The following is a 24,414-nucleotide window of genomic DNA, read 5'->3' as shown; positions in this document are numbered from 1 at the left end:
CAAGATGATAATGCAAACGAAACTTTAGAAACTCAAAATTTAGAAGATGAAAATTTAGAACAAGAAACAACTAAAGAACAGAATCAAGAAGACATTCAAACTGATTTAGATTTAACTTTGGAAGATGGCGGAAGCGAAAAAGAAGACTTAAGCCAAGAACATACAGCTTTGGATACTGAGCCTAGTTTAGATGAACTAGATGATAAAAATGATGAAGATTTAGAAGATAACAAAGAATTACAAGCTAATATAAGCGACTTTGATGATCTTCCTGTGGTTGAAGAGCAAGAAAAAGAAATGGATTTTGATGATATTCCTGAGGATGCTGAATTTTTAGGTCAAGCAAAAGATAATGAAGAATCAGAGGAAAATTTAGAGGAGTTTGCTCCTGTTGTGGAAGAAGATGTTCAAGATGAAATGGATGATTTTATTTCAAATTTAAGCACTCAAGATCAAATCAAAGAAGAACTAGCTCAACTTGATGAGCTTGATTATGGTATTGATAGTGATAATAGTAGCAAGGTTTTAGAAGATTTTAAAGATGAGCCAATTTTAGACGATACAGAATTAGGAACAAATGAAGAGGAAGTGGTTGTGCCAAATTTAAATATAAGTGATTTTGATGCATTGAAAGAAAGTGATATACAAGAAGCTCTTGGAGAGGAAATTGTAGAAAAAAATGAAGAGCCTATAGTAAGTAATGCAACTAAAGATGATAATAGTGAAGAGATAGTTAATGAGCTTAGCCAAAGTATAGTAGGAGCGATCACTTCAAGTATTAAGGATGATACCTTAAAAGCTGCTCTTAAGGGTATGAATATGAATATAAATATAAACATTAGTTTTAAAGAGGATTAAAATTGCAAGGTTTTATTTTGTTGATTTCAGGTCCTAGTGGAGCTGGAAAATCAACTCTTTTAAAAAAACTTTTTGATGAATTTGAAGATGAGCTTTATTTTTCTATTTCTTCAACAACTCGCAAACCAAGAGAGGGTGAAAAAAATGGAATACATTATCATTTCATATCCCATGAAGAATTTCAAAAAGGTATAGATGGTGATCATTTTTTAGAATGGGCTAAAGTGCATGAAAATTTTTATGGCACTTCTTTAAAGCACACTCAAGATGCTTTAGATAATGAAAAAATAGTTGTTTTTGATATTGATGTGCAAGGATTTAAAATAGCCAGACAAAAAATGGCTGATAAGATTGTTTCTGTTTTTATTACTACAAAAAATAAAGATGAGTTAAAAAAAAGACTTATTAAGCGAAATACTGATACAATAATACAACTAGAAAAAAGATTACAAAACGCTAGTGATGAAATGAAAGAGCTTAGCGAGTATGATTATCTTATCATTAATGATGAGCTAAAGCAAAGTTATGAAGCATTGCGAGCGATTTTAATTGCCCATAAATTTAGAACCAAAGGGCAGAATCTAGGACAAATTCAAAATATTTGGAATGAAGGAGAATAAAATGGGTGGTTGGTCAAGTCCAAGTCATTGGTTGATTATTTTATTGATTGTTGTATTGCTTTTTGGAGCAAAAAAAATTCCAGAACTTGCAAAGGGTTTAGGCAAAGGTATTAAAACTTTTAAAGATGAAATGAATAATGATGATGAAGTAGCAAAAAATACTCAAAAAATAGAAGAAAACAAAAACACAACTAATAATACAAATGCTGATGCAAGTATAGACGAAACAAAAAAAGCTTAAGGTTTAGTCTTTTGAAAAGTATTATTTTTAATGAAATTAAAAAGATTTTAGAGTGTGATTTTACACTTGAAAATCCAAAGGATAAAAATTTAGCACATTTTGCTACCCCTTTGGCTTTTTCACTGGCTAAGGAATTAAAAAAATCTCCTATGTTGATCGCTAGCGACTTAGCGAGCAAATTTCAAAATCATGATTGCTTTGAATCGGTTGAAGCTGTAAACGGGTATTTAAATTTTAGAATTTCCAAAACTTTTTTAAATGAACTTGCAAATCAAGCTTTAGCAAATCCAAATGATTTTACTAAAGGAGAAAAAAAACAAGAAAGTTTTTTACTTGAATATGTGAGTGCAAACCCTACTGGGCCTTTGCACATAGGACATGCAAGAGGCGCTGTTTTTGGAGACACCTTAACAAGACTTGCAAGACATTTGGGCTATAAATTTGATACAGAATACTATGTCAATGATGCGGGTAATCAAATTTATTTACTAGGGCTTTCTATTTTACTAAGTGTGAAAGAAAATATACTTCATGAAAATGTTGAATATCCAGAGCAATATTACAAAGGTGAGTATATAGCAGATTTGGCAAAAGAAGCTTTTGAAAAATTTGGTAAAGAATTTTTTAATGAAGAAAATATCCCTAGTTTAGCTGATTGGGCAAAAGATAAAATGCTTGTTTTGATTAAACAAAATTTAGAACAAGCAAAGATTAAAATTGACAGCTATGTAAGCGAGAGATCGTATTATGACGCTTTAAATGCAACTTTAGAATCTTTAAAAAAACATAAAGGAATTTACGAGCAAGAAGGTAAAATTTGGCTTGCTTCTTCGCAAAAAGGCGATGAAAAAGATAGGGTAATTATCCGTGAAGATGGACGCGGGACTTATTTGGCAGCAGATATTGTTTATCATAAGGATAAAATGAGTCGTGGTTATGGCAAGTGTATTAATATCTGGGGAGCAGATCATCATGGTTATATCCCTAGAATGAAAGCTGCGATGGAGTTTTTGGGATTTGACTCTAATAATCTTGAGATTATTTTAGCACAAATGGTTTCCTTGCTTAAAGATGGAGAGCTTTATAAAATGAGTAAAAGAGCAGGAAATTTTATCTTGATGAGCGATGTGATTGATGAAATAGGAAGTGATGCTTTGCGTTATATCTTTTTGAGTAAAAAGTGCGATACTCATTTGGAATTTGATATTAGTGATTTGCAAAAAGAAGATAGCTCTAATCCTGTGTATTATATCAACTACGCACACGCTAGAATTCATCAAGTGTTTGCTAAAGCTGGTAAAACAATCGATGATGTAATGGGAGCTGATTTGCAAAGTTTAAATCAAGATGGTGTAAATTTACTTTTTGAAGCTTTGAATTTAAAAGCTATTTTAAATGATGCTTTTGAGGCTAGAGCTTTGCAAAAAATTCCTGATTATCTTAAAAATTTAGCTGCAAATTTTCATAAATTCTACAATGAAAATAAAGTTATAGGCTCTGCAAATGAAAATGATTTACTTAAATTATTTTCTTTGGTTGCTCTTAGTATTAAAACCGCATTTTCTTTAATGGGTATTGAAGCGAAAAACAAAATGGAACATTAAAACAGCATTTTGCTGTTTTAATAATTTAGTAAAAATACTGCTATTATTACGATAATGATGCCTAAAATTCCTATTTTGTTTAATTTTTCTTTATATAAAATCCATCCACCAAGACAAGTTCCTATGATGCCTATAGCACCCCAAGTTGAGTAAGCTATGCTTAAAGGAACGTATTTTAAAGAAAAAGAAAGTAGAAAAAAAGCAAGTATAGCATTGACAATCGCAGCCAAGCCCCAAATTTTATGTTTAAAACCATCTGATTTTTTTAGCAATAAATTTGCTATGATATCTAACAATGCTGATAAAACAATGATAAAAATATACATTATTCTTTAACCTCGCCTATATTAATCATGATAATTCCAACGATAGAAAGAACAATGCCTAGAATTTGAGTTAAGGTTAAACTCTCTTTAAAAACTATAAAAGAAACTAAAAGTATAAGAATAATCCCTAAAAGTTCCCATACAGCATAGGCTATGCCTACTTGAATTTTTTTAATCGCTTTGCCCATAAAAAAATAAGAAAAAGCTATAAATAAAGCCATAAATATATAGCCTAAAATTTGATTTTCCATTTTTAAAAAACTAGTACCTAAAACTTCAAATACAATAGCAACAATCAAGAAAAACCAAGCAACAAAAAGTTCTTTTTTTGCGATATTCAAAAACTTCTCCTAAAATAAATGGTAAAATCATACCATTTAAAGCTTTAATTAGCCTTTTTAGTTTATACTTTTAAGTTTGAAAATCTTTAAAGAAAGTGAGAATTTATGGGACGAGCATTTGAATACCGAAGAGCTTCTAAAGAGGCTAGATGGGATAAAATGAGCAAGCTTTTTCCTAAGCTTGCTAAAGCCATACAAGTAGCTGCTAAAGAAGGTGGCACTGATCCTGATATGAATCCAAAATTAAGAAGTGCTATAGCTACAGCAAAAGCAAATAATATGCCAAAAGATAATATAGATGCAGCTATTAAGCGTGCGAGTGGAAAAGATAGTGTAGATATTAAAAACATTCATTATGAAGGAAAAGCTGCGCATGGAGCTTTAGTTATAGTTGAATGTATGAGTGATAACCCTACACGCACCGTGGCCAATGTAAAAGCTATTTTTAGCAAGAATGGTGGAGAAGTTTTACAAAATGGATCTTTAGGCTTTATGTTTACAAGAAAAGCGGTTTTTCATCTTGAAAAATTTGCAGGAGATTTAGAAGAATTAGAACTTGATTTGATCGATGCAGGGCTTGAAGAATTAGAACAAAATGAAGAAGAGTTGGTAATTAGCGGTGATTATACTGCATTTGGTGAGCTAAGCTCTGCTATAGAAACTAAGGGTTTAGTTCTTAAAAAAGCAGGACTTGAGTATATACCAAACAATCCTGTAAGCTTTAGCGAAGAACAGCTTAGTGATATAGAAAAACTTTTAGATAAGTTAGATGATGATGATGATGTTCAAGCTGTTTATACAAATATAGATTAAGGAGAAAAATATGATAAAAACAATCGACACAAGCAAAGTAAATGAATACAAATTTGCTCTTATAGAAACTGAAAAAGGTACAATGAAGCTAAAACTTTTTGGTGATGAGGCTCCACAAACGGTTTGTAATTTTGCTACTTTGGCTATTGAAGGATTTTATAAAGATTTAAATTTTCATCGTGTGATTCCAAATTTTGTCATACAAGGGGGTTGTCCACACGGCAATGGTATAGGTGGGCCTGGATATGAAATCATTTGTGAATGTGATGATCAAGAACATAAGCATGAGCGTGGAACCTTATCTATGGCGCATGCAGGACGCGATACGGGTGGATCCCAATTTTTCATTTGTCATAGCCCTCAAGCTCATTTAGATGGGGTTCATACTGTTTTTGGGCAAATTGATCCAAAAGATGAAGAAAGTTTGGAAGTTTTAGACTCTATACGCCAAGGAGATAAAATTTTAGATATAAAAATTTTGTAATTAAATTTAAATCTTATAATGTAAAGCTAGTCATAAAATTTGACTAGCTAAAAATAATTAACACATAATTTTTTTTAAAGCTTTTTTTTCTATAATTATAATTTTATTTCAGTGAAATGTAACAAAATTACAAGGAGTTATGATTATGAAAACTAAGTTTTCACTTATTTTAAGTGCTTGTCTTCTTTCATCTTCACTTTTTGCTAAAAATACAGATGATGAAATAACCAAGCTTCAAAAACAGCTTGCACAAATTCAAGCTGAACTTGCACAAATCAGAAAAGAAAGGGAAGCTCAAGCTAAGCAAAATGAAGCTGTAAAAGCTGAACTTGCTGATCTTAATGATAGAGCTGATGAAACAGAATTTCAAGCTGCTTTAAGCAAGGTTAAATTTGGACTTGAGTTTTCAACAGCGGTTTCAAATACAAACTATAAAGTTAGCGGACAAGATTATAGTGCTAATAACAAATGGATGAATGAGCTTCATTTAAATATGAATGCTGATATTAATGATAAAACCAAATTCTATGGTCGTTTATCTATGGCTAAAAACTGGTCTCAAATGGGTTGGAGTGGTACTCCTTATGACTTAGATGCAGGAAGAAACACAAGAACAAGTGGGCCTGTACTTTATGTAGATAGAGCTTATCTTGACTACTATATCACGCCTGAGTGGATTGCAACTATAGGAAGACAGCCAGGAACCGATGGCCCAGGAAGTAATCTTAGAAACAATGCTTTAAGACAATCCACTTATCCAGCCTTAGCGATTAATGCTCTAGGTGATGCAGCAGTGATCACTTATAAGCCTGAAAATTTGCAAGATCATAAGATAGCTATCCGTGCAGCTTATGGTAAAACTTATCAATGGGATGAAGAAGGCAAAGTAAGAGACTGGATGAGCGATCAAAAAGATGCTGATGCAAATCTTTATTATGCTGCAGTAGAAGGAGAGCTTCCTATAGAAGGTATGGGAGATAATCTTATTATCTTCAATGTGGCTCATATGACTGATTTTGCATTACCATTGCCTAGCATTAATTCAGGGCAAATGGTTTTATTAAATCAAGGTGTTTATAATCTTGGGGATTTAACTTTAGCAAATATTCATTTTGAAAATTACAAAGCTTTTGGAACAAATTTTAATTATTTTGTATCTTTAGGGTATTCTAACGGAGCAAACGCACATACTCTAAGTGCAATTCCTGCTGTACAGTCTCAATTAAATTTCAATGAAGAAGATGGCTATGCTGTGCATGTAGGTGGACGCTATGATTTTACCAAGGCTTTAAAAGTAGGATATGAGTTCTTCTGGGGAAGTAGATACTGGTATACTATGAGCCGTCCAAGTATCAATGATCCACTTAATATAAGAATGACAAGAGGAACGGCTCACGATGTTTATGTGATTTATCAACTTGATAGATATCAATTCTTACGCTTAAGCTATACCAATATCCAAAATAAATGGGGTAATCGTGGCTTACCATTTGGTGGAGCGAAAAAAGATAAAGCAAGAGCTGATAATATCATGTTAATGTATAATGTAAAATTCTAAGGAGCAAAAGATGAGAAAAATACTTTTTGCAAGTTTATTACCTATCATTGCTTTGGCTGATTGTGCAAGTTTGATGGCAAAATACGAAGCTCCAGAGCCAGAGTCAAAAACAATGAAACAAGTTGAACGCTGGATTAATAAAAAAGTTAGCGATCCAGCTGATGCTGCTGTTTTAAAAGAGTGTATGATCGCTCGTGCAGCGGACAATCCAAATCAAGTTTCGGTTGCAGGTAAATAAAAAAAGCGGTATAAAACCGCTTTTTACTGTTTAATCTTTTAAGCTACAATTTTTTAAAATTTCTTCAAATAAGGCTAATATGCAAGAAATCATTTCTTTTATTGTTGAGACGGCTAGTGCTTGGGGGTATTTGGGTATTATTATCTTAATGACCTTAGAGAGTTGTTTTATACCTTTTCCAAGTGAAGTTGTTATGATACCTGCTGGATATTTGGCACATAAAGGCGAACTTGATATCACTCTTTGTATACTTAGCGGGACTTTAGGTTCTGTTTTAGGGGCTTTGATTAATTACTATATTTGCTTTTTTTGGGGTAAAAATTTTGTATTAAAATGGGGTAAGTATTTTGGTATAAATGAAGCCAAATTTGCTAAATTTGAAGAATTTTTTAACAAACACGGGGAATTTTCAACCTTTACTTGTCGTCTTTTACCAGGAATTCGTCAGTATATTTCTATGCCTGCAGGTTTGGTAAAAATGAAACTTATAAATTTTATACTTTTTACTGCACTTGGTAGTGCTATTTGGGTGGCTATACTTGTATTTTTGGGTTATTATATAGGACAAAATGAAGAGTTGATTAAAACTTATTTGACTCAAATTTTAATCATTATAATTGTTTTTGTGATTTTAGCAAGTTTAATTTATATCAAAATCAAAAAGCCTTTTAATAAATGATTTAAATTATAAATATTTTTTTCTTTATTATTTTCAAATTTGCTATAATTGTAATAAATTCAAGTTAAAGATGATCAAAATATGGAAAAACCTGATATACAAAGATTAACTAATTTTTTAATTATATATACTAAAACTTTGCTAGGTGCTGGAACTTATACAGCTAGGGTGGCAAAATGCGTAGGAAGAATAGCCGAGGTTTATGGCTATGAGATAAATATCAATTTCTTTTTTCATCATATTACTTTAAATGTTGTAGATATGGATGATAACTCCATTCAAAGAACTTATGTCATACCCAATCATCATGCCCATGTTAATTTTAAGCTTATTTTTGATTTAAGTGCTTTAAGCTGGGCTATATATGATCACAAATACGATCTTGAAAAAGCACAAGTTGTTTTTGAGAAAATTTCTCAACAAAAAAAGCATTCTTATTTGCTTAATCTTTTATTTGTTTCTATGGCAAATTCGGCTTTTTGTAGGCTTTTTGGCGGTGATTTTGGCGCTGGAAATTTGGTGTTTTTTGCAACTTTTGTGGGATTGTTGTTAAGATATATTTTAACTAAAGCAAAGATTGATTTAAGAATTCAATACATCCTTTGTTCTTTTATCTCATCGTGGTTTGTATTTTTTGGACTGGATATGGGATATACCAATACTTCTGATGTGGCTTTGGGTTCTAGTATTTTATATCTTATACCAGGGGTATTTTTTATAAATTCTGTGATTGATATATTAAAAGATCATATTTTAATGGGGCTTAGTCGTATTATCAGCGTGGCTATTTTGATTTGTTGTATAGCACTTGGAATTTACATGACACTTAGTATTTCGGATTTTGGGATTTTAAGATGATTGAATTTATTTTAAGAGATATGTTTTTTGCTGCTGTGGCGGGATTTGGCTTTGCTTATGCTTGTAATCCACCTTTAAAAACCCTTATTTTATCTGCTATTTTAGCAGCAATTGCGCATGGGCTTCGTTTTACCCTGGTGGAATATTTTCATTTTCAAACTTTAGCAATTGCAACTTTTGTTGCTTCATTTTGTATAGGATGTTTAGGAATTGTTCTAGCAAAAATCATCAAAACCCCTGCTGAAATTATCGCTTTTCCTGCTCTTATTCCTATGATACCTGGAATTTATGCCTATAAAGCGATTTTGTATCTTATTTCTTTTATACGCAGTGATGATTTGAAGGCTAAGTCTGAATTTTTGGTTCAATTTTTTGATTATTTTTTTACAACTGTTTCTGTGACTTTGGCTCTAGCTATAGGAGTGAGTGTTACTTTGCTTATATTTTTTGAACAAAGTTTTATGATGACTAGACATGCAAAAAAACATTAAAACTTGTTGTAAAATTGTTTAGTATTTCTTTTTATAATTTTAAATCAAAAATTTAAAAAAAGGCGGTATTGTATGTTATGTCCAGTTTGCAATGTGGATTTGGTTATGAGCGATAGGAGTGGAGTTGAGATTGATTATTGTCCAAAATGTCGTGGCGTTTGGCTTGATCGTGGAGAACTTGACAAAATCATAGAACGCAGTGTCCCTAATACAGCAAATTTTAACCAAGCTTCAAGACAAGAGTCAAGATATAATAACTCAGCTTATCATCAGCACAATGATTACTATAAAAAGAAAAAGAAAGAAAGTTGGTTAGGCGAACTTTTTGACTTTTAATTTTTATAAGAATAACAAATATTTATATTCTTTTTAGCTTAATATCTTAAAATGTCAAGCAAAAAGGATATAAAATGTATAAATTTTTATCACACGAGCCTTTAGCTAACAAATCTTGTCATCATAATCACGAAGAACATTCTCATGAACATCATCATTCCCATGCTGATGCAAGGAGTATGGATAAAAAGATTTTAAAAATTTCTCTTTTAATGACTTTTTCTATGATGCTTGTGCAATTTATTTATTCAATCCTTTCAAATTCTTTGGCACTTTTAAGCGATACTTTGCATATGTTTTCTGATGTTTTTGCCTTAGCTCTTAGTTTTTTAGCCATCATAGCTGTAGAAAAATGGCAAGATCATCAAAAGACCTTTGGGTACTTTCGTCTTGAAGTTTTAGTGGCTTTTGTCAATGCTTTAACCATTATTTTATCGGCTTTATTTATCATTTATGAGGCTATAGAAAAATTTATTAATCCAAAAGAAATTGACGCTAAAACCATGATAATTGTAGCTATTTTGGGCTTTTTGGTAAATGGGATTAATGCTTTGATGATGTTTAAGGGTGCAAATTTAGAAAATGTCAATATGAAGTCCGCTTTTTTACATATGATGAGTGATTTATTGGGTTCTTTAGTGGTTATTATAGGTGGGATAGCGGTGTATTTCAGTGGTATTGTTTATATAGATACGATTTTAGCTATTGTATTATCAATCTTACTTTTAAGATGGGCAATTATCTTGCTTAAACAAAGCGCTAATGTCTTACTTGAAAGTTCTCCTGTGGATATAGAAAAAGTAAGACAAGTTTTACTTTTAAATCCTAGTGTGGATGAGGTGGTGGATTTGCATATTACTCAAATCACCAATAAAATGCTAGTAGCTTCTATGCATTTAAAAGTGAAAGTTTGCGATCTAAAGGAATTTGAAAAACTATCTCAGGATTTATCCCATAAATTACTACATGAATTTGAAATCGGGCACATTACCATACATCCTATAAGGAGTGAAAATGAAATTTAAAGTAAAAAATGTTAATTGTATGAATTGTGTAAATTTGATCAAAAATTCTCTTGAAGATGAATTTGGTAATATAGAAGTAGATTTGGAGCAAAAAATTTTAAGTTTAAATTTAGAAGAAAATCAAGTATCAAATTTTACAAAAGAATTTCAAGATTTAGGTTTTGAAATCATAGAGCGTTTATAATGGAAGAATTGCGTATAAAAATAGGTAAAATGACTTGCGTTAATTGTTCTAACGCTATAGAAAGAGCTTGTAAAAAAATTGATGGTGTTAAAGATGCTAGTGTTTCTTATGTGAATTCTAGCGGAGTTTTTTTACTTGAAGATCAAGAAAAACGCAAAGATATCATCGCAAAAATTAAAAATTTAGGCTTTGAAATTTTAGAAGATGAACAAAGCTTGAACGCATACAAGGCAAAAAAACACTTAGAATTAAGAAAAAATTTGCTTTTAAGTATAGTTTTGAGTGTGATTATTATGTATTTTGAAATGTTTGTTAAAACTTCTTTTTCGCAAAATATCCAAATGGCTTTGAGTTTTTTTGGGATATTTTATTGCGGGAGAGACTTTTTTTCTCATGCTTTTTTAGGACTTAAAAGTAAAAATTTAGATATGAATACCCTTGTAGCTTTAGGGACTTTGAGTGCTTTTGTGTATTCTTTTTTAGTGTATTTGCAAATTTTTAAAGAAGAAGATTTGTATTTTAGTGGTGCAATGATGATTATTTCCTTTGTGCTTTTAGGAAAATATCTTGAAAGTAAAGCTAAATTTAAAGCACAAGATTATCAAAGAATTTTGGAAAATATAGATACAAAAAAGACAAAAATTTTGCTTGAAGATGAAAGTATTAAAGAAATTCCAAGTTCTTTTGTCAAAAGTGGCGATGTGCTTTTGGTAAAAGAAGGAGAAAGCATTGTTGCAGATGGAGTAGTGCTTTTAGGGAGCGCAGAGCTTGATATGAGTTTTTTAAATGGAGAGTTTTTGCCTGTTTTAAAAAAAGAAGGCGATGAAGTTCAAGCAGGAGCAGTAGTTTTAAATGGCGCTTTAAGGATCAAAGCAAACAAAAAGGCTATGGATAGTACTTTAGAACAAATCAAAAATCTAGTTTTTGAAGCAGGAAATATCAAAAGTCCTTTGGCAAATTTAGCAGATCAAATTTCTAAATACTTTGTAGGGGGTATAATATTTTTTGCTTTTTTAGTTTTTGTTTTTTGGGCGGTAAAAGCGGATTTAAATACAGCTTTTTTACACGCTTGTGCTGTGCTTTTGATTTCTTGTCCTTGTGCTTTAGGGCTTGCAACGCCTATAGCTTTGGTTGTGGCAAGTGCAAATGCGGCAAAAAATTTCATTCTTATTAAAAATCCTGCTGCTTTAGAAAAATTAGCCTTAGTTAAGTACGCTTTTTTTGATAAAACAGGTACATTAACAAAGGAAAATTTGAGTATTTTTAAGCACAATCTTTCTAAAGATGATTTTGATAAATTATGTCAAATTGAAAGTTTAAGCTCTCATCCTATAGCCAAGGCTTTGCATAAAGATCAAATTTTTGATTTAAAGGGCGAGGGAATAGTGATTGTGGGTTCTGGTATAAAATACAAAGAAGATAATAATATTTATCTTGTAGGTAGTGCGGAGTTTTTGCACAAAAATGAAGTTGACACAAAAGAAAGCGATATCTTTTTTGATTCTTTTAAAGAATATGTTAGGGTGTATTTTGCTAAGAATAAAAAGTGTTTAGGTGGTGTTTTGTTAAGTAATGCTTTAAAAGATGGGGCCAAAGAGCTTGTGTTAAATTTAAAAGGGCAAGATCTTAAAACTTTTATTTTAAGTGGTGATCATATAAAAAATGTAGAAAAAATAGCTAAAGAATTACAAATAGACGAATTTCATGCCCAACTTAAGAGTGAAGAAAAACTACAAATCATTCAAAAATTTAAAAAAACTCTTTTTGTAGGAGATGGGATCAATGATGCGGCGGCTTTATCTGCTGCAAGCGTGAGTATGAGTTTTTCAAAGGCAAATGAACTTGCAAAAAAAACAGGAGATTTTATCTTGATAAAAGATGATTTATCAGCGATTTTTAAATGTTTTAAACTTGCTAAAAAAACACGCAGTATTATCAAGCTAAATCTTTTTTGGGCTTTTATTTATAATGTACTTTGCATTCCTATCGCAGCAGGATTTGTACCTTTTATCACTTTAAGTCCTCATATAGCAGCACTTGCAATGTGTTTTAGTTCTGTTGCTGTGGTACTTAATTCTTTAAGGCTTAAAAGAATTTAAAAATTTAATTTTTATTAAGAATATATTATTAAAATGGTATAAATGTAATAAAAATGTTTTTGCATAAGTAAAATGATTTGATTTTCAAAAATTATTATTTTGCTTACCGTTGCATCGTTAGCAGGTATAGTGGTTTTTAGAAATGTGACAGATTACAATTCTAATTTCCAATTTGTTTCGCATTGTGATGAGTGCGGATATAAAGTCTGATTATTTAGGTAATGCTATAGTTTATGGGGTTATTACTTCTCCTGTGATTCATCATATAGGCTATATAATAATTATTCTTTTTGAAATTTTTATTACCTTAACAGCCCTAAAAGGTGTTTATGATATGTTTAAAGCTAGAAATTTAGATGCTCAAAGCTTTCTTAACGCTAAGATTTTTGGGATTATTTCCTTAACTTGTTGCTGTATTTATGGTTTGCCTTTCAAGTAGTTGCTGCAGAATGGTTTGAAATGTGGATGAGTAATGTTTGGAATGGTTTGCCTGGTGCTACAAGATTGGTAACTTATATGTTTTTAGCTTTGATTTTCATCTCTCTTAAAAATGATGATTAATTTTCTATACTAGGCTCCCCAAAACAATCTTTAAGAGCCTCTTTAAGATCTTCTTGTGGGTCAAATTTTTTAGCTCCTTCTTTAAGCATATTAATAGAACTTTGAATATTGTTTTTATTTTCACTGTTTGGTAATTCTTGAGTTAAGGATTGAAGCTTATTTTCATCAATTGTTAGTGCTTTTTGCACATTAATTTTTGCATTTTCTCCAAATTTAGCTTTAAAAAGTTCTTGTATGAGTTTAAAACCTTTATTGAGCGTATCGCGATTTTGTCCTTGTGCGTTTGAGCTTATATTTAAAGTATTGCTTTCAAAACTAATAAATTTTGTGCTTTGTTTAAAGCATTCTGCAAGATCAAAATCCCTATCATAAATACTATCAAGCAAGATTTCATAAGCATTTTTTTCTATTTTTTTCTCAAGATTAGGCATGATAGGAGAAGGTGTGATCTTAGGTGTAGTATTTGTTATATTTTCTTGTTTGATTTCTTGGATTTGTGCGTCAATTTCTTTTAAATGACTTGCTTCCATCATCATAAAAGCCATAACACAAAGCGTAAAGCCATCATCATCGCAAAGCATATTTTTAGCTTTTGATAAAATACGGAAAAATCTTTCATAAATTAAAGTAGAAAATTCTGTACTTTTTGCAAAAAAACTTTCTTTTAAATAAAAAAGCATTTCATCAATCACGCTTGAAGCTTCATAGTCTTGCAATTCTTCTAAATATGCAAAAACTTTTTCTTTGTCTTTTGTTAAAATAGCCTGATAAAAGGCTTTGATTTTTTGAGGATCTAAAAAGCCTAACATATCTGTAATTTTACTAATGCTGATTTCATTTTGACAAAAAATAATGGCTTGATCAAGCAAGGTTAAAGTATCTCTTAAAGATCCATTGCCACTTCTTGCTATGAATTTTAAAGCTTCTTCTTCAAATTTAACATTTTCTTTAAGTAAAATTTTTTTAAGATGATTTAAAATTTCACTTTGTGGAATTTGTTTAAAGCGAAAATGTTGCGTTCTTGAAAGTACAGTGGCTGGAAGTTTTAAAGGATCTGTTGTTGCAAGTATAAATTTAACATAACTTGGGGGTTCTTCTAAGGTTTTTAAAAGTGCATTTGCAGCTTGTGGGGTAAGCATATGTACTTCATCAATGATGAAAATTTTAAATCTTGCCATAGAAGGGGTGTATTTGGTTTGCTCGATTAAGGTTTGTATGTCTTCAAGTCCACGGTTGCTTGCAGCATCCATTTCTATAATGTCTATATGTTTGCCTTCAAGTGCTGCAAGACAGTGCTTGCAAGTGCCACATGGAGTATCACTTGGTCCTTGTTCGCAAACTAAAGCACGAGAAAAAATTCTAGCACTTGAGGTTTTTCCGCTTCCTCTAAGTCCTGAAAAAAGATAAGCATGAGCTAAGCGATTATGATTTAGAGCGTATTTTAAACTTACGCTAACTGTTTTTTGTCCTATGAGTTCATCAAAGGTTTTTGGTCTGTATTTAATCGCTAAAGCTTGAAGCATTTTCTACTCGTTCATTATAGATAAAAGTTCTACATTGTCTTTGGTTTTAAGCATTTTAGAATATAAAAATTTCAATGCCTCAACATCATCCATTTGAGAAATCGCCGAACGGATCGCCCAAATTTTTTGAAGATTTGCTACGCCTTGGAGTAATTCTTCTTTTCTTGTTCCTGATTTGATGATATTAATCGCAGGATAAATTCTTCTATCAGCGATATTTCTATCAAGAACTATTTCGCTATTTCCTGTGCCTTTAAATTCTTCAAAAATTACATCATCCATCCTTGAACCTGTGTCAATTAAAGCCGTAGCAACTATGGTTAAAGAGCCTCCATTTTCTATATTTCTAGCTGCACCAAAGAAGCGTTTTGGTTTGTGTAGGGCATTAGCATCCACCCCACCGCTTAGGACTTTTCCACTGCTTGGAGTTGCAGTATTGTAAGCACGTGCAAGTCTTGTGATGCTATCAAGTAGGATAATAACATCTTTACCTGTTTCTACCATTCTTTTGGCTTTTTCTATCACAAGTTCAGCTACACGCACATGATTATAAGCAGGCAAATCAAAAGTAGAACTAAAAACTTCGCCTTTTACGCATCTTTGCATATCAGTAACTTCTTCAGGTCTTTCATCGACTAAAAGCACGATTAAATGCATTTCGGGGTGGTTTTTTGCAATAGCAGTAGCAAGTTCTTTCATAAGCTCTGTTTTACCTGTGCGTGGTGGAGCAACGATGAGCCCACGTTGTCCTTTTCCTATAGGGGTAAAAAGATCTAAAACACGACCCGTAAGCTTCATCGCATCGTATTCGAGTTTGATTTTTTCTGTTGGAAAAATAGGGGTTAAGTTATCAAATAAAGGTCTTTCTTTGGCTTCTTGTAAAGGCAGATAATTGATCGCTTCAATTTTTAAAAGAGCGTAGTATTTTTCTTGATCTTTAGGTTCTCTAACTTGTCCTGTAACGATATCGCCTACACGCAGAGCAAATTTTCTAATTTGTGAATTTGAAACATAAGCGTCATTAACACTATCGCTAAGATTAGAGTCCATGCCTCTTAAAAAGCCATAACCTTCAGAAGAAATTTCTAAAATCCCTGTAAAAAGTATGAAACCGCCTTTTTTTGTTTGTGCTTTTAAAATTTCAAAAATAAGTTCTTGACGGCGAAATTCTCTTGGGTTTTCGATTTCACATTCATTAGCGATTTTAACTAGATTTTCTAAATCTAATAATTTTAATTCTTCGATTTTATAACCTTCCACTGGAACGTGGGTTCTTTGATGTTGTTTTTTTTCTTTTTCCATGAGTCCTCGTAAGATTTAGCAGAATAATTTTTGTAAAATGTGATTTTAGTAAAAAAATGCACTTTTTGTCAAATTTGTCTATAATTATAAAAAATATTTTTTTAAAGAATGATTATGAAATGTGAACATTGTAGACTTGATTATAAACAAGCCCAAATGATAAAGTATAAGGGTAAATTTTTTTGCTGTAAGGGTTGTGAGAGCGTTTGGGAAATTTTACATGAAAGTGGATTAGATGAGTTTTATGAAAAGCTTGGAAATCAAACTTTAAGCCCTGTAAATTTTCAAAATGAAATGAAAAATTATGATGAGTTTATTACTAAAACTAAAGAAGGATTTAGTGAAATTTATCTCATGATACACGGTATAGAATGTGCAGCTTGTGTGTGGCTTAATGAGAAAATTTTAACGAAGCAAGAAGGAATTTTAGAACTTGATATCAATCATTTAAGCCATAAAGCACGCATTGTTTTTGATGAACAAAGTATTTCTTTGGTGCAAATTTTAAGACTTATTGAAAGTATAGGCTATAAAGCGAGTGCTTATGATGCGAGCAAGGCTTCAAAAAAAGCGGATTTACTAAAAAGAGAATTTTATTCTAAGCTTGTTGTGGCTATAGCTTGTGTGATGAATATCATGTGGATAGCAGTGGCAAAATACGCAGGATTTTTTAGCGGTATGGATAAGGATACTAAGGATATTTTAAATTTTGCTGAATTTATCCTTTGTTCTCCTGTGCTTTTTTATACGGGATCTCATTTTTATAAAAGCGCTTTTAAAACTTTAAAAATGCATAGTTTAAATATGGATGTATTGGTGATTAGCGGAGCGAGTTTGGCTTATGTTTATTCTTTATGGGCTATGTTTTTTAGGGTGGGGGAAGTGTATTTTGACTCTGTGGCGATGATAGTTTGCTTTGTATTTATAGGAAAATATCTTGAGATGTTTAGCAAAAAGCGTGCTTTAGATACCATAGATGGGCTTAATGATTTTTTGCAAAATGAAGTTTTGGTTTTTGATGGTAAAGAATTTGTTCCTAAAGAAGTGCAAAAGGTTTGTTTAGGGGATAGAATTTTGCTTAAAACTGGAGATAAAATTTTAATCGATGGGATCTGTAAAAGTGGTGAAATGAGTGTGGATACTTCTTCTTTAAACGGAGAAAGTATTCCAAAACTCATACAAAAAGAAGATGAAATTTTTTCAGCTTGTATAGTGCTTGATGGAAGTGTGGAGTATGAAGCAACAAAGCTTTACAAGGATTCAAAACTCAGTCAAATTATCCAGCTTTTAGAACTTGCGAGTTCTAAAAAAGCAAAACTTGAAAGTTTGGTCAATAGTCTTTCGGCTTATTTTTCTAGAACGGTTTTATTGATCGCTTTTATTTGTTTTGCTTTTTGGTTTTTTTATAAAGAAGAGAGTTTCGAAATTTCTTTAGTCAATGCGATTGCAGTTTTGATTATCGCTTGTCCTTGTGCTTTGGCTTTAGCAACACCAGTGAGCAATCTTGTAGCTTTAGGTAGAGCTTTGAAAAAACATATTTTGTTTAAAAGTTCTAGTGTGATAGAAGATTTAAGCAAATGTGATTGCGTGGTGTTTGATAAAACGGGTATTTTAACCAAAATAGAGCTTGAACTTAAAGAGATTTTTTTGGATAAAACACTTGATTTAAATGAGCTTTATAATTTTGTAAAACTTTCTAAACATCCTATCTCTCAAAATATTGCGTCGTATTTAAAGCAAAAAGGAGCTAAGAATTTAAATTTGGATTTTAAAAAGCATTCAAGCATTCAAGCTAAAGGTTTAAGTGCTGAGTTAAATGAAGGGTTGCTTTTAGGTGGAAGTTCTAAATTTTTGCAAGAAAAGGGTATTGTGGCTAAAGAATTTGATAATACACATTTTATTTTTGCTAAGGAAGGTAAAATTTTAGCTTCTTTTGAGTTTGATAGTGTTTTAAGAGAAGGTGCAAAAGAGCTTATTGCTTATCTTAAAAAAGAAAAGAAAGAATTAATGATACTAAGTGGCGATCATCAAAAAGCAGTGGAAAAAATCGCTAAAAAGTTAGAAATTCAAAATTATCAAGCTTCTTGTTTGCCAGAAGATAAAATGAAAACTATAGAAAATTTAAGCAAAAATTACAAAGTTTTATTTGTAGGTGATGGGGTAAATGATGCACTAGCTTTAAAATATGCAAGTGTTTCGATGACTTTAAGAGAAGGAAGTGATCTAGCTATAGAAAGTAGTGATGTTTTACTTTTGAAAAATGACTTGCTTTCTTTAAAAAAAGCCATCAAATTATCTAAAAATACCTTTAAAATTATCAAGCAAAATCTTGCTTTTTCTTTGTTTTATAATGCTTGTACCATACCTTTGGCTTTTTTGGGTATGATTAATCCTTTATTCGCTGCTATTTCTATGTCTTTTAGTAGTATAATAGTTATTTTAAATGCTTTAAGGATTAAAGAATGAATAGTATAATTATGATGATGATAGGGGTTTCTATCTTAGCGTTTTTTATCATTTTGGCAACTTTGCTTTGGGGGATTAAAAATAAACAATTTGATGATGATTATAAATTTACTACTTTAAATGATGATGAGGATTCTTTGCGTGATGCTATAGAATTAGAAAGGCGTAAAAAAGAAGCTTTGGATAAAAAAAGGCTTTCTTAAAAAGAAAAGCCTTTTTTAGAAATTATTTTAAAGTTTCAATATGAGCTTCGATAGCTTTAAAATCTTCTTCAGTTAAACCTTTAAGGTTAAGTTTCATGATCGCACCTTGACCATAAGCATTTCTTTTGCCTTCTGAATATTCTTTCATGTATTGAAGTCTTTCAGCAGAAGAAAGAGTTTTTAAAGCTGGAACTTTGTTTAAATAAACTTTATCTGCTTTTGCACCATGGCATACTGCACATTTTTTAAAAAGTGTAGCACCATCTGCAGCAAAAGCAGAAACACCAAGACATGCCAAAGCAGAAACTACTAATAATTTTTTCATTTGTTTTCTCCTTAGTAAAAATTAGATTGCTAGGTATTATATATCTTTATTTTTATAAAAATCTTAAGAAATTAAAGATAATGTTTATTTTCTTTTTAAAAAAGCTATATTATAATGTTTTTTATGAAAACAAAAGCATTATTTTTAGATAGAGACGGTGTGATTAATATAGATAAAAAATATGTTTATAAAATAGAAGATTTTGAATTTTGTGATGGAATTTTTGAACTTTGTAGATATTTTTTAGCTAAAAAGTATTTGCTTTTTATAGCGACAAATCAATCAGGCATTGCAAGAGGATATTACAAGGAAAGTGATTTTTTTAAGCTTTGTGATTATATGCTTAAAGAATTTGCCAAACAAGATATAAAAATTGATAAAATTTATCATTGTCCGCATTTAGAAGGTTGTGAATGTCGCAAACCTAAAGCAGGAATGCTTTTAAAAGCAGAAGATGAGTTTGATTTAGATATGAAAAATTCTATTTTTATCGGAGATAATCTAAGCGATATGCAAGCAGGATTAAATGCTGATATTGGCACTTTGATTTTAGTGAATGAAGAAAAAAAAGAAGGCGATTTTTTTAGACAATTTAAAAATTTAAAAGAAATTTTGAGCTTTTTAAAGAAAAGGACATTTAAATGAGAATAGCAATCACAGGTGGCGCAGGATTTATAGGTTCGCAACTGGCTTTAAATTTGCAAGAAAAACATGAAATTTTAATCATCGATAAAATGCGTAGTAGTGCGACTTTTGAAAATGGAAATTTGCAAAGTTTTGGGCATTTTAAAAATTTACTTGAATTTGATGGAGAGCTTTTTGCAGGTGATATTAATGATGAAAAAGTTTTAAAAAAGATTGAAGATTTTAAGCCAGAGATTATTTTTCATCAAGCAGCAATTTCAGACACTACAGTTTTTGATCAAACTAAGGTTTTACAAACCAATCTAAATACTTTTAAAGATTTTATAGAACTTAGCATAGATCTTAATGCAAAGCTTATTTATGCAAGTTCAGCTTCGGTTTATGGTGATGCAAAAAGTCCACAAACTGTAGGTAAAGATGAAGAACCAAAAAATCCTTATGCTTTTTCAAAATTGATGATGGATAAGCTAGCGAAAAAATACTACGATAAAGCCCATTTAGTAGGACTTAGATATTTTAATGTTTATGGAAAAGGCGAATTTTATAAAAATAAAACTGCTTCTATGGTTTTGCAATTTGGCCATCAAATTTTAGCAGGAAAAAATCCACGCTTGTTTGAAGGAAGTGATAAAATTTATAGAGATTTTACCTATATCAAAGATGTTATTAATGCCAATTTAATCGCTCTTGGCTCAAAATGTGGGGTTTATAATGTGGGCAGTGGTAAAGCAAGGACTTTTCAAGATATAGTTGATATTTTACAAAAAGAGTTAAAGACTAATTTGCCTTGCGAATATATCCCAAATCCTTATGTAAAATCTTATCAATTCCACACTGAAGCAAAACTAGATCAAACTTGGGATTATCAGCCAAAATTTAGTCTTGAAGAGGGTATAAAAGATTATTTAGGTGAGATAAAAAGACTTTTTGAAAAGGAAGTAAATGCTTGAGTTTTTAAGTCAGCAAAAACCTAAAATTTTAATTATAGGGGATTTTATGGTGGATAATTACACTTGGTGTGATTGTTCGCGTATCAGCCCTGAAGCCCCTGTTTTGGTAGCTAAAACTCTTAAAGAAGATAAAAGATTAGGTGGGGCTGCGAATGTTTATGCAAATTTAAAAAGCTTGGGAGCTGATGTTTTTGCACTCGGTGTTGTGGGTGATGATGAGAGTGGGAAATTTTTACAAGAAAATTTAAAAGGAGAATTTTTGATCCAAAAAGGACGCAAAACCCCTTTTAAAAATCGCATTATGGCGCACAATCAGCAGGTTTTAAGACTAGATGAAGAAGATATAAGTGAAATTTTACTTGAAAATGAACTTATAGCTTTGTTTGATGAAAGGATCAAAGATTTTAAAGCTGTGGTTTTAAGTGACTATGCTAAGGGTATTTTAACGCCTAAGGTTTGCAAGGCTGTGATAAAAAAGGCTAAGGCTTTAAATATCCCTGTTTTAGTTGATCCTAAGGGGAGTGATTTTAGTAAATACAGTGGTGCAACTTTACTTACACCTAATAAAAAAGAAGCTTTAGAGGCTTTGAAATTTGAAAATTTAGAGGGTGAAAATTTAGAAAAAGGGATTAAAAAATTAAAAGAAGATTTTGCTTTGCGTTATTCTATTATCACTCTTTCAGAATCGGGGATTGCACTTTTTGATGAGAAATTAAAAATCGCACCTGCTAAAGCCTTAGAAGTTTATGATGTAACGGGGGCTGGTGATAGTGTGATCGCCGTTTTAGCTTTTTGTTTGGCAAATGGGATTGAAATTTTTAAAGCTTGTGAACTCGCTAATGAAGCAGCAGCTGTTGTGGTAAGTAAAATAGGTAGCGTGAGTGTGAGTTTTGATGAGATTAAGAGTTTTAATCGTGTGGATTTTGAGAAAAAAATCAAAAGCAAAGAAGAACTTTTAACACTTTTAAAACAAAATAATAAAAAGATCGTTTTTACAAATGGTTGTTTTGATATAGTGCATTTTGGACATATAAAATACCTTGAAAAAGCTAAAAGATTGGGCGATGTTTTGATTGTAGGTTTAAACTCAGATGCGAGTGTGAAAAGACTCAAAGGCGAGAGTCGTCCTGTAAATTCAGAGTTTCAAAGAGCTTGTATGTTGGCAGCTTTTTATTTCGTAGATTTTGTAGTGATTTTTGATGAAGATACGCCTTTGGAACTTATAAGCTTTTTAAAACCTGATATTTTGGTTAAAGGAGCTGATTATAAAGATAAGCTTGTTGTGGGTACAGATATTGTTTCAAGGGTTGAATTAATCGACTTTGAAGAAGGATTTAGTACGAGTAAGATCATAGAAAAGATTAAGGATAAAAAATGATAAATTTAGTGGAAAAAGAATGGCAAGAACATCAAAAAATCGCTCAAGAAAGTGAAATTTTAAAAGGACAAATCACTAAAGTAGGTGAGCTTTTGTGCGAGTGTCTTAAAAAATGTGGCAAGATTTTGATTTGCGGAAACGGTGGAAGTGCGGCTGATGCTCAGCATTTTGCGGCTGAACTTAGCGGGCGTTATAAAAAAGAACGCAAGGCTTTAGCAGGCATAGCACTTACAACCGATACTTCAGCACTTAGTGCTATAGGAAATGACTATGGTTTTGAATTTGTTTTTTCAAGACAAGTAGAGGCTTTAGGAAACGAAAATGATGTTTTAATCGGCATTTCAACCAGTGGAAAAAGCCCTAATGTTTTAGAAGCCTTAAAAAAAGCAAAAGAGCTTAATATGCTTTGTCTAGGGCTTAGCGGAAAAGGTGGTGGAATAATGAATAAGCTTTGTGATCATAATCTTGTTGTGCCAAGCGATGATACGGCTAGAATTCAAGAAATGCATATTTTGATCATACACACACTTTGTCAGATCATAGATGAGAGTTTTTAATGAAAGTTTTTATCATCAATTTAGAGCGTTCTTTATATAGAAAAGAGTATATGCAAAAACAAATTCAAAAGCTTTTTGAAAAAAATCCTAGTTTAAAAAATAAATTAGAATTTATTTTCTTTAAAGCTATTGATGCTAAAAATAAAGAACATTTGGAATTTAAAGATCATTTTTCTTGGTGGGGTTCTTGGATTTTGGGTAGAGAGCTTTCTGATGGAGAAAAAGCTTGTTTTGCTAGTCATTATAAACTTTGGCAAGAATGTGTGAAGCTTGATGAGCCTATAATCATCCTAGAAGATGACGTGGAATTTAGTGATGAATTTTTAAATAATGGGACAGAATATATAGATGAGCTATTAAAGAGCAAATATGAATATATAAGACTTTGCTACTTATTTGATAAAAGATTGTATTTTTTGAGTGAGGGTGAATATTATTTAAGTTTTGAAAAACTTGCTGGAACTCAAGGCTATGTACTGCAAGTAAGTGCTGCAAAGAAATTTCTTAAATGCGCTAAAAATTGGATCTATGCTGTAGATGATTATATGGATATGTTTTATAAACATAATGTGTTAAATATAGTGAAAAAGCCTTTATTTCTTAAGCAAGCAAATTTTTCAAGTGTTATTGTAGAATATGGAAGAAAATTTTCAATAAAATTAATATTATATAAAAAAATTGCTAGAGAAATTTTTAGATTTTACTCAAATATTTTAGTTGTTATCTATTGTATATATAAAAAATCGATTAAAGCTTAAGTAAATTTCTAGCCTCTTCTATAACCCTTTGAGGCTTTAAATCTTTCATGCATTTGTGGTGTTTTAAAGGACAGGTTTTTTGCATACAAGGCATACAAGCTAGATCTAAATGCACTAATTTTGCGTTTTCATTTTGCCAAGGTGAAGTTTGAGTAAATTTCGTAGGGCCAAAAATAGCTACGGTTTTTATCTTATAAACCGTACTTATGTGCATAGGACCACTGTCATTTGTGATGAAAAGATCGCAAAAAGCGATATTTTGACAAAGGGTTTTGATGGTGGTTTTATTGCAAAGATTTTTTACTTTTATGTTTTGTTCTTTTAAAATTTGATAAATTTCATTACAAAGTTCTTGTTCGGCTTTTCCTGCGCCAAAGATTAAAATCTCATGACTTTGGCTGAAATTTAAAGCCACTTTAGCAAAATAACTCGCATTCCATCTTTTTGCACTTCCAAAGCTTGCACCAGGGTTGAGTCCTAGAATTTTTTTACCATTTTTTAAGACAAGAGGGTTTTGAAATTTTAGCTTAAATGGAAGTTTTAAGTCCTTAAAATGAGCTTTCATGCCAAGTGAGTTTTCTATAAAATAAAGGTATTTTAAAACTTGATGTTCTTCTTTGTACTTGTTTTTATCAAAAAAATATCTTTGTTTTGTTTTAAGGATATGCAAGATAATCTTAGAAGAAAACGCAGATCTAAAAGCAAAGCTAAGATTGATTTTACCAAGTTCTTTGCGTAAAAATAGGGCTTGTTTATAGCGAGATTGTTTATTTTCTATGATGATTTTAGAATTAGGAAATTCTTTAAAAAGTGCTGTGGAAACCAAAGAGCCATAAAGGATAAACTGAGCATTTTTAAAATGTTCTTTTATAGCGTATAAAGCAGGTGAAGCCATCACCGCATCGCCTAGCCAAGTGGGAAGATGTATAAAAATTTTCATGAATTTCCTAAACTTTGATAGAATTGTTTTTATTATTTTAACAAAATTTAG

The 24,414-nt window shown here is 31.2% G+C and carries 27 protein-coding genes and 3 pseudogenes; 24 read left to right on the top strand and 6 right to left on the bottom strand.

Annotation, left to right across the window (positions count from 1 at the left end):
- The 4 genes and pseudogenes from AJ930_RS02355 to argS all read left to right on the top strand — a co-directional run.
- Positions 1-858: pseudogene (locus tag AJ930_RS02355) on the top strand (highly acidic protein); the annotation flags it as partial.
- Positions 859-860: 2 nt separating this feature from the next.
- Entirely contained in the window at positions 861-1,478 is a 618-nt protein-coding gene (gene gmk / locus AJ930_RS02350) for a guanylate kinase (RefSeq protein ID WP_070274783.1), read from the top strand.
- Between the two features lies 1 nt (position 1,479).
- Positions 1,480-1,719 (top strand): twin-arginine translocase TatA/TatE family subunit, encoded by a 240-nt coding sequence (locus AJ930_RS02345; RefSeq protein ID WP_002852866.1) that lies wholly within the window; start codon positions 1,480-1,482, stop codon positions 1,717-1,719.
- Between the two features lie 11 nt (positions 1,720-1,730).
- A complete protein-coding gene (argS, locus tag AJ930_RS02340; RefSeq protein ID WP_070274782.1) occupies positions 1,731-3,323 on the top strand; it encodes an arginine--tRNA ligase in 1,593 nt (530 codons plus the stop codon).
- Positions 3,324-3,340: 17 nt separating this feature from the next.
- Here the strand turns inward: argS and AJ930_RS02335 are convergent, their stop codons facing one another.
- Together AJ930_RS02335 and AJ930_RS02330 are read right to left on the bottom strand one after the other, a co-directional pair.
- Complete coding sequence (locus AJ930_RS02335; RefSeq protein ID WP_002870473.1) at positions 3,341-3,649, bottom strand: DMT family transporter; 309 nt, start codon at positions 3,647-3,649, stop codon at positions 3,341-3,343.
- Positions 3,649-3,990, bottom strand: a complete 342-nt coding sequence (locus tag AJ930_RS02330; RefSeq protein WP_002861885.1) for a DMT family transporter — start codon at positions 3,988-3,990, stop codon at positions 3,649-3,651. The genes AJ930_RS02335 and AJ930_RS02330 overlap by 1 nt, the downstream gene beginning before the upstream one ends.
- 105 nt (positions 3,991-4,095) lie before the next feature.
- On the opposite strand from AJ930_RS02330, the gene AJ930_RS02325 reads away from it, so the two are divergent.
- The 13 genes and pseudogenes from AJ930_RS02325 to AJ930_RS09930 all read left to right on the top strand — a co-directional run bounded on the left by AJ930_RS02325 (position 4,096) and on the right by AJ930_RS09930 (position 13,316).
- Positions 4,096-4,803 (top strand): YebC/PmpR family DNA-binding transcriptional regulator, encoded by a 708-nt coding sequence (locus AJ930_RS02325; protein WP_070274781.1) that lies wholly within the window; start codon positions 4,096-4,098, stop codon positions 4,801-4,803.
- 10 nt (positions 4,804-4,813) lie between these two features.
- Positions 4,814-5,287, top strand: coding sequence for a peptidylprolyl isomerase (locus AJ930_RS02320; protein WP_070274780.1), 474 nt, complete (start codon positions 4,814-4,816; stop codon positions 5,285-5,287).
- 145 nt (positions 5,288-5,432) lie between these two features.
- Positions 5,433-6,845 (top strand): outer membrane tyrosine kinase, encoded by a 1,413-nt coding sequence (omp50, locus tag AJ930_RS02315; RefSeq protein WP_070274779.1) that lies wholly within the window; start codon positions 5,433-5,435, stop codon positions 6,843-6,845.
- Positions 6,846-6,855: 10 nt separating this feature from the next.
- Positions 6,856-7,083, top strand: coding sequence for a hypothetical protein (locus tag AJ930_RS02310; RefSeq protein ID WP_002822505.1), 228 nt, complete (start codon positions 6,856-6,858; stop codon positions 7,081-7,083).
- Between the two features lie 79 nt (positions 7,084-7,162).
- Positions 7,163-7,762, top strand: coding sequence for a DedA family protein (locus AJ930_RS02305; protein ID WP_002861880.1), 600 nt, complete (start codon positions 7,163-7,165; stop codon positions 7,760-7,762).
- A gap of 81 nt (positions 7,763-7,843) precedes the next feature.
- Positions 7,844-8,620, top strand: coding sequence for a threonine/serine exporter family protein (locus AJ930_RS02300; RefSeq protein WP_002881600.1), 777 nt, complete (start codon positions 7,844-7,846; stop codon positions 8,618-8,620).
- Positions 8,617-9,111: a threonine/serine exporter family protein gene (locus AJ930_RS02295; protein ID WP_070261265.1), complete on the top strand. Its 495-nt coding sequence runs from the start codon at positions 8,617-8,619 to the stop codon at positions 9,109-9,111. Before AJ930_RS02300 ends, AJ930_RS02295 begins: the two co-directional genes overlap by 4 nt.
- Before the next feature lie 72 nt (positions 9,112-9,183).
- The gene (locus AJ930_RS02290) at positions 9,184-9,447 is read left to right on the top strand and encodes a TFIIB-type zinc ribbon-containing protein (RefSeq protein ID WP_002870479.1); all 264 of its coding nucleotides are present in this window, start codon (positions 9,184-9,186) and stop codon (positions 9,445-9,447) included.
- Between the two features lie 74 nt (positions 9,448-9,521).
- Positions 9,522-10,472, top strand: a complete 951-nt coding sequence (gene czcD, locus AJ930_RS02285) for a CDF family cation-efflux transporter CzcD (protein ID WP_070261264.1) — start codon at positions 9,522-9,524, stop codon at positions 10,470-10,472.
- The gene (locus AJ930_RS02280; protein WP_002870481.1) at positions 10,462-10,656 is read left to right on the top strand and encodes a heavy-metal-associated domain-containing protein; all 195 of its coding nucleotides are present in this window, start codon (positions 10,462-10,464) and stop codon (positions 10,654-10,656) included. Before czcD ends, AJ930_RS02280 begins: the two co-directional genes overlap by 11 nt.
- A complete protein-coding gene (gene copA / locus AJ930_RS02275) occupies positions 10,656-12,755 on the top strand; it encodes a copper-translocating P-type ATPase CopA (protein WP_070274778.1) in 2,100 nt (699 codons plus the stop codon). Before AJ930_RS02280 ends, copA begins: the two co-directional genes overlap by 1 nt.
- A 90-nt stretch (positions 12,756-12,845) precedes the next feature.
- Positions 12,846-12,965 carry a DUF2165 family protein gene (locus AJ930_RS10790; RefSeq protein WP_353477116.1) on the top strand — a complete coding sequence of 40 codons (120 nt, stop codon included), beginning with the start codon at positions 12,846-12,848 and terminating at the stop codon, positions 12,963-12,965.
- Positions 12,943-13,316 (top strand): annotated as a pseudogene (locus AJ930_RS09930) (DUF2165 family protein). Before AJ930_RS10790 ends, AJ930_RS09930 begins: the two are co-directional and overlap by 23 nt.
- Here AJ930_RS09930 and AJ930_RS02265 read toward each other — a convergent pair.
- Both AJ930_RS02265 and rho read right to left on the bottom strand, forming a co-directional pair.
- The gene (locus tag AJ930_RS02265; protein ID WP_002870483.1) at positions 13,313-14,839 is read right to left on the bottom strand and encodes a DNA polymerase III subunit gamma/tau; all 1,527 of its coding nucleotides are present in this window, start codon (positions 14,837-14,839) and stop codon (positions 13,313-13,315) included. The pseudogene AJ930_RS09930 and the gene AJ930_RS02265 sit on opposite strands and share 4 nt — an antisense overlap.
- 3 nt (positions 14,840-14,842) lie before the next feature.
- Positions 14,843-16,141: a transcription termination factor Rho gene (rho, locus tag AJ930_RS02260; protein WP_002853705.1), complete on the bottom strand. Its 1,299-nt coding sequence runs from the start codon at positions 16,139-16,141 to the stop codon at positions 14,843-14,845.
- 108 nt (positions 16,142-16,249) lie between these two features.
- On the opposite strand from rho, the gene AJ930_RS02255 reads away from it, so the two are divergent.
- Complete coding sequence (locus AJ930_RS02255) at positions 16,250-18,607, top strand: heavy metal translocating P-type ATPase (protein WP_083263147.1); 2,358 nt, start codon at positions 16,250-16,252, stop codon at positions 18,605-18,607.
- The gene (gene ccoS / locus AJ930_RS02250; RefSeq protein WP_002852798.1) at positions 18,604-18,810 is read left to right on the top strand and encodes a cbb3-type cytochrome oxidase assembly protein CcoS; all 207 of its coding nucleotides are present in this window, start codon (positions 18,604-18,606) and stop codon (positions 18,808-18,810) included. Before AJ930_RS02255 ends, ccoS begins: the two co-directional genes overlap by 4 nt.
- Before the next feature lie 22 nt (positions 18,811-18,832).
- On the opposite strand, the gene AJ930_RS02245 is transcribed toward ccoS, so the two are convergent.
- Positions 18,833-19,135 carry a c-type cytochrome gene (locus tag AJ930_RS02245; RefSeq protein WP_002870485.1) on the bottom strand — a complete coding sequence of 101 codons (303 nt, stop codon included), beginning with the start codon at positions 19,133-19,135 and terminating at the stop codon, positions 18,833-18,835.
- Positions 19,136-19,215: 80 nt separating this feature from the next.
- On the opposite strand from AJ930_RS02245, the pseudogene AJ930_RS02240 reads away from it, so the two are divergent.
- From AJ930_RS02240 to AJ930_RS02220, 5 genes and pseudogenes are all read left to right on the top strand, one after another.
- A pseudogene (locus AJ930_RS02240) lies at positions 19,216-19,780 on the top strand (D-glycero-alpha-D-manno-heptose-1,7-bisphosphate 7-phosphatase).
- A complete protein-coding gene (gene rfaD, locus AJ930_RS02235) occupies positions 19,777-20,730 on the top strand; it encodes an ADP-glyceromanno-heptose 6-epimerase (RefSeq protein ID WP_070274776.1) in 954 nt (317 codons plus the stop codon). The pseudogene AJ930_RS02240 and the gene rfaD overlap by 4 nt, the downstream one beginning before the upstream one ends.
- A complete protein-coding gene (rfaE1, locus tag AJ930_RS02230) occupies positions 20,723-22,108 on the top strand; it encodes a D-glycero-beta-D-manno-heptose-7-phosphate kinase (protein WP_070274775.1) in 1,386 nt (461 codons plus the stop codon). Before rfaD ends, rfaE1 begins: the two co-directional genes overlap by 8 nt.
- Entirely contained in the window at positions 22,105-22,665 is a 561-nt protein-coding gene (gene gmhA / locus AJ930_RS02225; protein WP_070274774.1) for a D-sedoheptulose 7-phosphate isomerase, read from the top strand. The genes rfaE1 and gmhA overlap by 4 nt, the downstream gene beginning before the upstream one ends.
- Positions 22,665-23,423 (top strand): glycosyltransferase family 25 protein, encoded by a 759-nt coding sequence (locus AJ930_RS02220; protein ID WP_070210281.1) that lies wholly within the window; start codon positions 22,665-22,667, stop codon positions 23,421-23,423. The genes gmhA and AJ930_RS02220 overlap by 1 nt, the downstream gene beginning before the upstream one ends.
- Here AJ930_RS02220 and waaF read toward each other — a convergent pair.
- Positions 23,413-24,363, bottom strand: a complete 951-nt coding sequence (waaF, locus tag AJ930_RS02215) for a lipopolysaccharide heptosyltransferase II (protein ID WP_070274773.1) — start codon at positions 24,361-24,363, stop codon at positions 23,413-23,415. The two genes, AJ930_RS02220 and waaF, sit on opposite strands and share 11 nt — an antisense overlap.
- Positions 24,364-24,414: the final 51 nt, after the last annotated feature.

The organism is Campylobacter sp. BCW_6871 (assembly GCF_001762325.1).
Lineage (GTDB): Bacteria > Campylobacterota > Campylobacteria > Campylobacterales > Campylobacteraceae > Campylobacter_D > Campylobacter_D jejuni.
This window is presented reverse-complemented; position numbering and strand designations above follow the sequence as displayed.